Origin of the sequence: Nonomuraea antimicrobica (assembly GCF_039536965.1) — a bacterium.
Lineage (GTDB): Bacteria > Actinomycetota > Actinomycetes > Streptosporangiales > Streptosporangiaceae > Nonomuraea > Nonomuraea antimicrobica.
Window position 1 is genome coordinate 1 of sequence record NZ_BAAAZP010000167.1, and the last position, 10,190, is coordinate 10,190.

Annotated in this window: 9 protein-coding genes; 8 read left to right on the plus strand and 1 reads right to left on the minus strand. The window is 70.5% G+C overall.

Features of this window, described 5'->3' with window-relative positions:
• Positions 1-236: 236 nt before the first annotated feature.
• A complete protein-coding gene (locus ABD844_RS40390) occupies positions 237-971 on the minus strand; it encodes a dioxygenase family protein (RefSeq protein WP_344890613.1) in 735 nt (244 codons plus the stop codon).
• A gap of 241 nt (positions 972-1,212) precedes the next feature.
• Here ABD844_RS40390 and ABD844_RS40395 point away from each other — a divergent pair, with 241 nt between their 5' ends.
• The 8 genes from ABD844_RS40395 (at position 1,213) to mrdA (ending at position 9,843) form a co-directional block, all read left to right on the plus strand.
• A complete protein-coding gene (locus ABD844_RS40395) occupies positions 1,213-2,535 on the plus strand; it encodes a bifunctional folylpolyglutamate synthase/dihydrofolate synthase (protein WP_344890616.1) in 1,323 nt (440 codons plus the stop codon).
• Positions 2,532-2,873: a DUF4233 domain-containing protein gene (locus ABD844_RS40400; protein ID WP_344890619.1), complete on the plus strand. Its 342-nt coding sequence runs from the start codon at positions 2,532-2,534 to the stop codon at positions 2,871-2,873. The genes ABD844_RS40395 and ABD844_RS40400 overlap by 4 nt, the downstream gene beginning before the upstream one ends.
• 11 nt (positions 2,874-2,884) lie before the next feature.
• Positions 2,885-4,480: a hypothetical protein gene (locus ABD844_RS40405; RefSeq protein ID WP_344890622.1), complete on the plus strand. Its 1,596-nt coding sequence runs from the start codon at positions 2,885-2,887 to the stop codon at positions 4,478-4,480.
• A gap of 168 nt (positions 4,481-4,648) precedes the next feature.
• Positions 4,649-5,080 (plus strand): nucleoside-diphosphate kinase, encoded by a 432-nt coding sequence (ndk, locus tag ABD844_RS40410; RefSeq protein ID WP_344890625.1) that lies wholly within the window; start codon positions 4,649-4,651, stop codon positions 5,078-5,080.
• A 350-nt stretch (positions 5,081-5,430) separates the two neighbouring features.
• Positions 5,431-6,462 (plus strand): rod shape-determining protein, encoded by a 1,032-nt coding sequence (locus tag ABD844_RS40415; RefSeq protein ID WP_344890630.1) that lies wholly within the window; start codon positions 5,431-5,433, stop codon positions 6,460-6,462.
• Positions 6,462-7,340: a rod shape-determining protein MreC gene (gene mreC / locus ABD844_RS40420; RefSeq protein ID WP_344890632.1), complete on the plus strand. Its 879-nt coding sequence runs from the start codon at positions 6,462-6,464 to the stop codon at positions 7,338-7,340. Before ABD844_RS40415 ends, mreC begins: the two co-directional genes overlap by 1 nt.
• The gene (gene mreD / locus ABD844_RS40425) at positions 7,337-7,801 is read left to right on the plus strand and encodes a rod shape-determining protein MreD (protein ID WP_344890635.1); all 465 of its coding nucleotides are present in this window, start codon (positions 7,337-7,339) and stop codon (positions 7,799-7,801) included. The genes mreC and mreD overlap by 4 nt, the downstream gene beginning before the upstream one ends.
• On the plus strand, positions 7,798-9,843 hold the full coding sequence (mrdA, locus tag ABD844_RS40430) for a penicillin-binding protein 2 (RefSeq protein WP_344890639.1): 2,046 nt from the start codon (positions 7,798-7,800) through the stop codon (positions 9,841-9,843). The genes mreD and mrdA overlap by 4 nt, the downstream gene beginning before the upstream one ends.
• Positions 9,844-10,190 lie beyond the last annotated feature (347 nt).

Genomic DNA, 10,190 nt, shown 5'->3' on the forward strand with positions numbered 1-10,190 from the left:
ATGGTACTGCACTCGGGAGGGTGTGGGAGAGTAGGTCACCGCCGGACAATCTTTCAGGAAGGGCCTGACACGGTTCGTGTCGGGCCCTTTCTGCATTTCTGATGTCTTTTTTCTGCTGTCTTTTCTGGACTTGTTTTCGGGGTCCTCTCGGCGGTTTCTGAGTGGTTCGTTGAAGTGCAACGAGGGCCACCCCCAGCAGCCGGGGTGGCCCTCTCTTGCGTTCGGGGACCTTGTGGTCAGGCGCGTTGCCACAGGGCGGGCACGTTGGGTGGCTCCCAGCCTGCCTGTGCGAGGTGCCCCTGCAGACACCGGTAGGACGCGCCTCCATACGTGACCTGGTCACCCGCCTGGTAGGTCACCCCAACCTGCCAGGTGCCGCCGCCCGGAGGCGGACTTGTCGGTGGGTTCGTGGGCGGTACGCCCGGGACGTTGAGCACGAAGTCGAACGTGGCCTCCCTGCCCGATCCGACGGTGCGGACGGTCATGAGGAGGCGGGGGTCGAAGATGGTGTCGGTGTTGTTGCGGGGTTCGCCCGGGAAGTAGAGCTGGGTCGTGAGGATCGGCCGGCCGGGGGCCTGCGCTTTGACGTGGATGTGCCGCGTACGTCCCGGATAGAGGCCGGGGAGGATCGTGGTCAGCTTGAAGGCGCCCTGGGCGTCGGTGTACTGGTGGCCACGGAAGTTGTACGTGACGTTGTCGTACGCGCCGTTCCTGTCGGCCTGCCAGAAGTCGAGCAGCACGTTGGCGAGGGGCTGGCAGGCGAGGCCGAAGACGTAGCCGCTGACCGTCAGCGGCGTGCCCGTGCCGGGCAGGACCGCGCGTTGCGGCGAGTTCGGCTTGAAGTACGGGCCCTCTGTCTGCGGGGGAGTGGGGTCGTCGCCGTCGTCGCAGTAGGGGGTCGGAGTGAGTGGTTCGCCGCTTTCGGCGGCATTTCTAGCGAGAGCCGGTACCTGTCCGATCAGTAAAGGCACCGGCGTCGCTATGAGGGCCGCCTTGAACAGCGTCTTTCTGCTGATGCCGGCTTGCTTTCCGGTGCGAGTGTGCTCGCCTTCCACGATGGCCTCCTCTTGAGCGGCCCGCCGGGGGGTGGGGCAGGCTGTTCCCCAAGGTGGCACCCTGGCCGTCGTGGTGAGTACCCTCCATTTTTCTATCTGGTCCGCAATATGTTCGCCCCGCGTACGGACTGTCGGCCGTGGTCAGTAGGGTTGAGGGGTGGATTATCGTGCGGTAGAACGCGCGATCCTGGATCGTGGCGTCGAGTGGGACTTCGAGCCGACGCTCGATCGGATCGCGGCCCTTCTTGACCTGCTCGGCTCGCCGCAGCGGGCGTACCCGGTCATACACATCGCCGGCACCAACGGCAAGACGAGCACGGCGCGGCTGACCGAGGCGCTGCTGAAGGAGCGCAACCTGCGGGTGGGGCGCTTCACCAGCCCGCATCTGGTGTCGATGCGCGAACGGATCACCGTGGACGGGGAGCCGCTGAGCGAGGAGCGCTTCGCCCAGGTCTATGAGGAGATCATCCCCTACGTCGAGCTGACCGACACGCAGGGGCGGCGCATCCAGTTCTTCGAGCTGCTGACGGCGATGGCGTTCGCGGCCTTCGCCGACACCCCTGTCGACGTCGGCGTGATCGAGGCCGGGATGGGCGGGTCGTGGGACGCGACGAACGTCGCAGACGGCATGGTCGCGGTCGTCACCCCCATCTCGCTCGACCACACCGACCGGCTGGGGCCCGACATCCCGAGCATCGCCACGGAGAAGGCGGGCATCATCAAGCCCGGCGCCACCGCCGTGTTCGCGCAGCAGGAGCTGGCCGCCGCCGAGGCGCTGATGAGGCGTGCGGCGGAGGTGGGCGCGGTGGTCGCACGCGAGGGCCTGGAGTTCGGGGTGCTGGCCCGCGAGGTGGCGCTCGGCGGGCAACTGCTCACGCTGCGCGGGCTCAAGGGCGTCTACGACGAGGTCTACCTGCCGCTCTACGGCGCGCACCAGGCCGGGAACGCCGCCTGCGCGCTGGCCGCCGTCGAGGCGCTGACCGGGGGAGACGACCCGCTCGACGTCGAGCTCGTGCGTCAGGCGTTCGCGCAGGCGTCCTCGCCCGGGCGGATGGAGGTCATGCGGCGCACGCCGACGGTGGTGCTCGACGCGGCCCACAACCCCGGCGGCATGCAGGCGACGCTCGAAGGGCTGCACGAGGCGTTCGACTTCGCCAAGGTGATCGGCGTGGTCGCGGTCATGCGCGACAAGGATGTCGAGGGTCTGCTGGAGCTGCTGGAGCCGATTCTCGACGAGATCGTCGTCACGCGTAACTCCTCGCCCAGGGCCATGACGGCCCAGGAGTTGGCGTCGCTGGCCGAGCCGCTCTTCGGCGAAGACCGCGTGCACGTCGTCGATCGCCTCGACGACGCCATCGACAAGGGGATCGGCATCGCCGACGCGGAGGGCGAGTTCAGCGGCACGGGCGTGCTCATCACCGGGTCCGTCGTCACTGCGGGCGACGCGCGGCTGCTGTTCAAGGCGGACGGGACACGATGAACTTCCAGGTCACACCAGGCATGCGCAGACTGGGCGCCACGGTGCTCGGCATGGAGGCCATCGTGGCCGGGCTGGTTACGCCCGTGGCGATCAGCGTGGGCGGGGTCGCGCCCTGGCTGGCCGTGGCGGTCGGCGTCGGTCTGGCCGTGCTGTGCGTGGTCGTCGCGGGCCTGCTCAAGAGGCCCTTCGGATACATCGCCGGCAGTGTCGTGCAGGTGCTGGCGATCTGTACGGGCTTCGTCGTGCCGACCATGTTCTTCCTCGGGGCGATCTTCGCCGCACTGTGGATCACGGCGATTATCGTCGCTCGCCGTGTCGAGGGCGCTACAACCCGCTAAAGTCGGCCTACATGGCCGTCCCCCCGATAGAACGGCCGCCGTATCAGGCGCGCCTCAACTTTCCGTGGCTGCTCGACACGTTGCTCGGGCTGCTCGTCGTGGCGGCGCTGCCCCTGGCGGTGCTCGCCGTTCCCAACACGCTCTCCGTCGTCGCCGGGCTGCTGCCGGGCGACCTCGACCAGGCCGGGCTCATGCGTACGCACGGGCTCGCCCTGCCCGCGCTGATGCTGACCGTCCCGCTCGCTGCGGTGGCCCTGCGGCGGTTGCCGGTGGCCCATCTGCTGCTCGGCGGGCTGGTGCTGGTGGCGTTGTCCGACGTCGCGGGCGGTTACGCGGGCTCCGAGTTCGTCGTCGGCGTCGTACGCGTGCTGCGCGGCGTGGGCGCAGGGGTCGTGCTGCCCGTCACGCTCGCCGCCGTGTGGGACCGCGCGCCGGTGCTGCGCGGCCTGTGGGTGGGCGTGTTCGGGCTGAGCCTGCTCACGGCGCAGGCGCTGGCGCTGTGGCCGCTCGACGAGGTGACGAGCTGGAAGGTCACGCTGCAGCCGTACCCGATGGTGACGGGGGTGGCGCTCGCGCTGGCCGCCGTGCATCTGGCGGTCTGGACGGCGGCAGGGCGGCCGGCGACGGCGGTGCCCGGCGAGGAGGATCGCCGACGCCTGCTCTGGGCCGCGGCGCCGGCGGCCGCGATCGCCGCCCTCGCGATCGGCACGGCGAGCGAGGGGTGGCGTGCCGTGCCGGTGCTGGGGCTGGCCGCGGTGGCGGTGGCGGGGCTGCTGGTGCTGGCCTCGATCGGGAGCGCGGAGGGCCGTACGCCGGCGTACACGATGGTGGCGGTCGGCGTGGTGCTGTTGCCGAGCGCGGCCCAGGTGACGTTGGTGGAGATGGGCGGCCTCGGCGGGCCGGGGCTGCGCGGGCTGTGGCTGCCGTACGCGGTGGCCGGGGTGCTCGCGATCGCGGCGGCGGTGGCGGTGCGGTTGTTCGCGCGGGGCGCGGGGCGGTGGCTCGCGCCCTTGGGGCTGCTGGCCGTGGTGGTGGGGCTGTGCTCGGTGCGGCTCGTCGTGCCGTCGGCCGACGGGCTGGTGCTGGCGGTGCCGTTCAGCCTGCTCGCGGCGGGGGCGGCGGTGGCGGTGACGGCGGCGCTGCGGGAGTCCGGGATCGGGGCGGCGGTCTTCGGGCTGTCGTTGTGCTGTACGGGGGTGCTGACCGGGTTCCTGCTGGGCACGGGTGTGCAGATGACCATGCTCGACGGGGTGCGGACGGCTCAGGAGCTGGTCGACGGCTTCGTGGGGGCGCTGCACTGGTGGGCGTTGATCGGCGGGTTCCTGGTGGTGGCGGTGATCGTGCTGGCCTCCGTGATGGCCAGGCGGCCGGGGAAGGTGAGGGCCGGGGAGGCGTCCGTTCCCTGCGCGGGGGTGCTCGCTCCCGCGGACGTGCTGCTCGTACGGGCCCCCGCGGAGGAGCCGCGCGCCGGTGAGGCGGTGGCGTCCGTGGCGGCCAAGGCGGGCTTCCAGACGGGGGACGACGCGGAAGAGCGGACGAAGGCGGCCGATCCGGTGCCCGCGGTCCCCTCCCCTGCGCAGTCGCCCGAGGACGACGCCTCCTCGTAGGGTCGCCGTACCGGTCTCGTGGCCGGTGGTGTTCGCCGGGTTCACCTACGCAAACGAGGGTGGCGGCGGGGGACGGTAAGCTGAGGGCCCTGCTACGGCGACGCGTGGGCGCGTGCCCCGCGACGCGTCTCGCGGCCCGGCCGGTGTCCGGCGGCCGCGACCCCACTCATGTTCGAAGGAGAACTCCAAGTGTCCGAGCGCACTCTTGTCCTGATCAAGCCCGACGGGGTTAAGCGCGGCCTCATCGGTGACGTGATCTCGCGCGTGGAGCGCAAGGGCCTCCAGGTCGTGGCGATGGACCTGCGCACCCTCGACGCCGACACCGCCAAGGCGCACTACGCCGAGCACTCCGAGCGGCCGTTCTTCGGCGAGCTGGTCGAGTTCATCACCTCGGGGCCGCTCGTCGCCCTGGTGCTCGAGGGCCCGCGCGCCGTCGAGGCCTTCCGCGCGCTGGCCGGCGCCACCGACCCGGTCAAGTCGGCGCCCGGCACGATCCGCGGCGACCACGCCCTCGAGATCGGTGAGAACGTCGTCCACGGCTCCGACTCGCCCGAGTCGGCCGCGAGGGAGATCAAGATCTTCTTCCCGGACCGCTTCTAGCCGACCCAGGTTCCGCGCGCCCGTGCAGCCCCGGCTGCGCGGGCGCGTTCGCTTTTCTGTCGGCGGGCTTGCGTAAGGTTCTGGTGTCACCGGCGATGGGCCGGGGTGGTGTCGGCGGGCGGAATTTTGTCGGACGGTTGCCGTAGGGTTTCTCGCAGTTGAGTGATGGACCGTTCCAGCTTCTGATCGGATGTTGTGGTGCAATCCGGGCAAAATTGCGGTTGAGGTAGAGGTTGGAGATTTTTGACAGGCGCGACGGCTCATTGCGCGCATCGGTGGGTACGTCACGTTACGATTCGAATTCAATCCGTAGTCACTCGCGAACGACGTTACGGAGGGCTCCGTTCCCCATGGGCAGCAAGCTCGCGTTCCTCGGCCGTGACATGGCGGTCGACCTGGGCACCGCCAACACGTTGGTCTACGTGCGTGGCCGCGGCATCGTGCTCAACGAGCCGTCAGTCGTCGCGATCAACACCGCGACCGGCAAGATCGTGGCGGTCGGCATCGAGGCCAAGCGCATGATCGGCCGTACGCCTGGCAACATCATCGCGGTCCGCCCGCTCAAGGACGGCGTGATCGCGGACTTCGATGTCACCGAACGAATGTTGCGATATTTCATCCAACGGGTGCACAGACGACGGCATTTCGCCAAGCCGCGCATCATCATCGCGGTGCCCAGTGGCATCACCAGCGTTGAGCAGCGGGCGGTGAAGGAGGCCGGTTACCAGGCGGGCGCCAGGAAGGTCTACATCGTCGAAGAGCCGATGGCCGCCGCCATCGGGGCGGGGCTGCCGGTGCACGAGCCGACCGGGAACATGGTGGTCGACATCGGCGGCGGCACCACCGAGGTGGCGATCATCTCGATGGGCGGCGTGGTGACCAGCCAGTCGATCAGGATCGGCGGCGACGAGCTCGACCAGGCGGTGATCGCGTTCGCCAAGAAGGAGTTCTCGCTGATGCTCGGCGAGCGCACCGCCGAGGAGATCAAGATCGCCATTGGCTCGGCGTGTCCTTACGGCGAGGAGTCGCACGCGGAGGTGCGCGGGCGCGACCTGGTCAGCGGGTTGCCCAAGACCATCATCGTGTCGAGCGAGGAGATCAGGAAGGCCATCGAAGAGCCGGTCAACGCGATCGTCGACGCGGTCAAGACCACGCTCGACAAGTGCCCGCCCGAGCTGTCCGGCGACATCATGGACCGCGGCATCGCCCTCACCGGTGGGGGCGCGCTGCTCAAGGGCCTCGACGAGCGGGTCAAGGCCGAGACGGGCATGCCCGTGCACATGGTCGACAACGCGCTCGACTCGGTCGCGATCGGGTCGGGCAAGTGCGCCGAGGAGTTCGAGGCCCTCCAGCAGGTCCTGGTGCCGGAGTCGCGGCACTGATGAGAGACTCTCGCCGTGCCCGGCTGATCCTGGGAGCGCTGCTGGCGGTGGCGTTGATCGTCCTGACCGTCGACCACCGCACCGGCGACAGCTCACCGCTGCGCCCGCTGCGGGCGGCCGGGGCCTACGTGCTCGGCACGGCGGAGACGTTCGGCGGCGGGGTGCTGCGGCCCGTGGGAGGGTTCCTGCACGCGATCGTGACCGCGCCGAGCGCCCAGGATCGCATCGAGGCGCTCAAGGCGGAGAACGCCAAGCTCCGGTCCGGCCTGGTGGCCGACAAGCTCAACGCCGACCGCGCCAAGGAGCTGAAGCAACTGCTCGGGCTGTCCGGGACCGGCGGCTACAAGGTCGTGCCTGGCAACGTGGTGGCCCGGCGGGGGCAGCCGGGTTTTGAGGACGCCGTGCAGATCGACCTCGGCACCGCCGACGGGGTGCGGCCCGAGATGACCGTGCTCAACGGAGACGGGCTGGTGGGGCGGGTGCTGCAGGCCACGTCGCGCACTTCGACGGTGGTGCTGATCAGCGATCCCGCCTCGGCCACCGGGGCGCGGCTGGAGGGCGGCAAGGAGATCGGCGTCGTGCACGGCGTGGGGGAGTACGGGCGGCTCGTGCAGTTCCGGCTGCTCGACTCCACGGCGCCGCTCAGCAGGGGCGGGCGCATCGTGAGCTTCGGGTCGCAGCACGGGCGGCCATATGTGCCTGGGGTGCCGATCGGGGTCATCGAGCGGGTGGAGTCGACGCCGGGGGAGCTGACGCGGATCGCCTATGCGCGGCCGTTCGCGGATCTGACGGCCCTCGACGTCGTGGGCGTGGTGGTCGAGGCGCCCAAGCGCGACCCCCGTGACGCCGTGCTGCCCGCCAAGGAGGGTGCACGGTGATCGGCGGGGTCTTCGTGCTGCTGGCGTTGCTGGTGCAGGTGATGTTCGTCAACCGGTTGCCGCTGCCTGCCGGGGGCTCACCCGACCTGGTGCTGCTCACCGTCATCGGGGTGGCGCTGACCCGGGGGGCCGGGCCCGGCGCCGTTCTGGGGTTCTGTGCCGGGTTGCTGGTCGACGTCATGCCGCCGTCCGCCCATCTCGTCGGTCAATACGCGTTCGTGCTGGCGCTGGTCGGCTACGTCGCCGGGCGGGGCGCGGGCGGGCCCGCCACCACCGTCGTGTTGTGCGTGCTGATCGCGCCGCTGCTGGCCGCGGCCGTGGGCGGCCTGATCTCCGATCCGCGGGTGTCGATGTCCACGCTGACCCAGCAGGTGCCCGTCACGATCGTCTACACGGTGCTGGTCTCGCCGATCGTGATCTGGCTGACCACGCGGGGCAGACAGGCGAGGTTCTCGACATGACCAGGATGCGCGCCCGGCTGCTGGTGTTGCACGTGCTCGTGCTGACCCTGCTCGTCGTGCTGGCCGTACGCCTGTGGCAGGTGCAGGTGGTGCGCGGGCAGGAGTTCGTGACCCGGGCCACCGAGACCCGGACGCGGGCGGTGCTCGTACCGGCCGTGCGCGGGCAGATCCTCGACTCGTCGGGGCGGCCCCTGGTGCGCAACAAGACCGCGCTGGTCGTCTCCGTCGACCGGACCCGGCTGTCGCGGATGAAGGACGGCGGCGTCAAGGTGCTGGGCAAGCTGTCGGCGGTGCTCGGGCGGCCGGTCGCCGATCTGCAGCAGCGCATCACGCCCTGCGGGCCGGGCGTGGGCAAGCCGTGCTGGACAGGGTCGCCCTACCAGCCGGTTCCGCTGGACGAGAAGGTCGACACCCGTGAGGCGCTGCAGATCCTCGAGCGCCAGGAGGAGTTCCCCGGGGTGACGGCGGAGATCCACTCCGTCCGGCAATATCCGGGAGGCCGGGCCGGGGCGCAGATGCTCGGCTACCTCCAGCCGGTGACCGAGGCCGAGCTGGAGCAGCGGGAAGGGCTGAAGGCCAGCTTCTCGGGGGTCGACCTGGCCGGGCGCGACGGGCTCGAATACGTCTACGACGAGGCGTTGCGGGGCAAGTCGGGGCTGCGCAGGGTCCAGGTCGACCGGATGGGCAAGGCGCTCGGGCTCGAGGAGCAGATCACGCCCGTTCCCGGTGACCACCTGGTGACCAGCATCGACTCGCGGGTGCAGGCCGTGACGGAGAAGGCGCTGAGCAACGCGATGAAGTCCGCGCCCGGGGCCGACGGCGGGGCCGCCGTGGTGCTCGACGCCCGTACGGGGCGGGTGGTGGCGCTCGCCAGCGCGCCCGGGTACGACCCGGAGATCTGGGGCGGCGGCATCTCGGCGCGCGGCTACCAATGGCTGCTGTCGGACAAGTCGGGCAAGCCGCTCGTGTCGCGGGCGATCAACGGGCAGTTCGCGCCGGGTTCGACGTTCAAGATCACGTCGGTGGCGTCCATGCTGCGGGCGGGTTATCCGCTGAACGGCCAATACGGCTGCCCCGGCTCCTACGCGGTGGGCGGCCGGGCCTTCAACAACTTCCGCGGCATCGGGCTGGGCACGCTCACCCTCCACACGGCGCTGGTCAAGTCGTGCGACACGATCTTCTACCGGGCCGCCTACGAGCAGTACCTCAAAGACGGCGGGCGCTATCCGAAGCGCAAGCCGAAGGAGGTGTTCGCGAACATCGCCAGGTCGTTCGGCTTCGGCCGGCCGACCGGGGTCGACCTGCCCGGCGAGTCGGGGGGCCGCATCCCCGACCGGGCCTGGAAGAAGGACCTGTGGAACAGGACCAACGCGATCAACTGCGAACGCTCGCGCAAGGGCTATCCGGAGGTGAAGGACAGGGCGCGGGCCGAGTTCCTCAAGCGGCTGGCGCTGGAGAACTGCACCGAGGGGTTCCTGCTGCGGCCCGGTGACTCGGCCAACTTCTCCATCGGGCAGGGTGACGTGCTGGTGACCCCGATGCAACTGGCCAGGGCGTACATGGCGCTGGTGAGCGACGGCAAGGTGCGCAGCCCGCGGATCGGGTGGGCGCAGGTGCGGCCCGACGGCACGGTGGTGCGTACGATTCCGGTGCCGGTGGTGGGCAAGCTGCCGCTGACCGAGAAGGAGCGGCTCTACATCAAGAACGCGCTGAGCCAGGTGGCCCAGGACGGCACGGCCGCGGGGGCCTTCGCCGGGTTCCCGATGGACAAGGTGCGGGTGGGGGGCAAGACCGGTACCGCCGAGGTCTGGGGGAAGAAGGACACCTCGTGGTTCGCGTCGTTCGCGCCCACCAAGAATCCGCAGTACGTGGTGGTCGCGATGGTCTCCCAGGGTGGGATGGGGGCGCAGACGGCGGCTCCGGCGGTCCGGGAGATCTACGAGGGCATCTACGGGATCAAGCGGAAGCCGGCCGTGCCCGGTGGGCGGCTGACGACGCGGCTGCCCCGGTTCTCCCCTGACGGAACGGTGGCCGGGGGATGAGCCGGGGGGCGCGGGTGTCGGCGCGGGCCGGGACGAGGGCCGCCGGGACGAGGGCTTGTGCGGCGACGGCGTCGCTTCCCGTGCCGGGCGTGCGCGGGCGGTGCCGGGGTTCTGCTGACGCCGGGGCGAGGGCTCTGGGGCGCGCCGGTGGGCCTCCAGCGGCCTTCGGAGGGGTGGAGGGTGGGGATGATGCGGCCTGCGGTGGGTCGGCGGCTCTGAGGCGGGGTTGCGGGGCCTGTGAGGCAGTCCCTGGGATGCGGGGTCGTGCGGCATCTGGAACGCGGTCTGCGGTGTGGGGTTGCGTGGGGGGCGTTGGTGCGGTGGGGCGGGTTTCAACGGCTGGGGTG

Bases quoted from the DNA above. Each gene is read 5' to 3' on its own strand.
- ABD844_RS40400 (WP_344890619.1), top strand. From the start codon at position 2,532: ATGAACTTCCAGGTCACACCAGGCATGCGCAGACTGGGCGCCACGGTG.
- ABD844_RS40405 (WP_344890622.1), top strand. From the start codon at position 2,885: ATGGCCGTCCCCCCGATAGAACGGCCGCCGTATCAGGCGCGCCTCAAC.
- ndk (WP_344890625.1), top strand. From the start codon at position 4,649: ATGTTCGAAGGAGAACTCCAAGTGTCCGAGCGCACTCTTGTCCTGATC.
- ABD844_RS40415 (WP_344890630.1), top strand. From the start codon at position 5,431: ATGGGCAGCAAGCTCGCGTTCCTCGGCCGTGACATGGCGGTCGACCTG.
- mreC (WP_344890632.1), top strand. From the start codon at position 6,462: ATGAGAGACTCTCGCCGTGCCCGGCTGATCCTGGGAGCGCTGCTGGCG.
- mrdA (WP_344890639.1), top strand. From the start codon at position 7,798: ATGACCAGGATGCGCGCCCGGCTGCTGGTGTTGCACGTGCTCGTGCTG.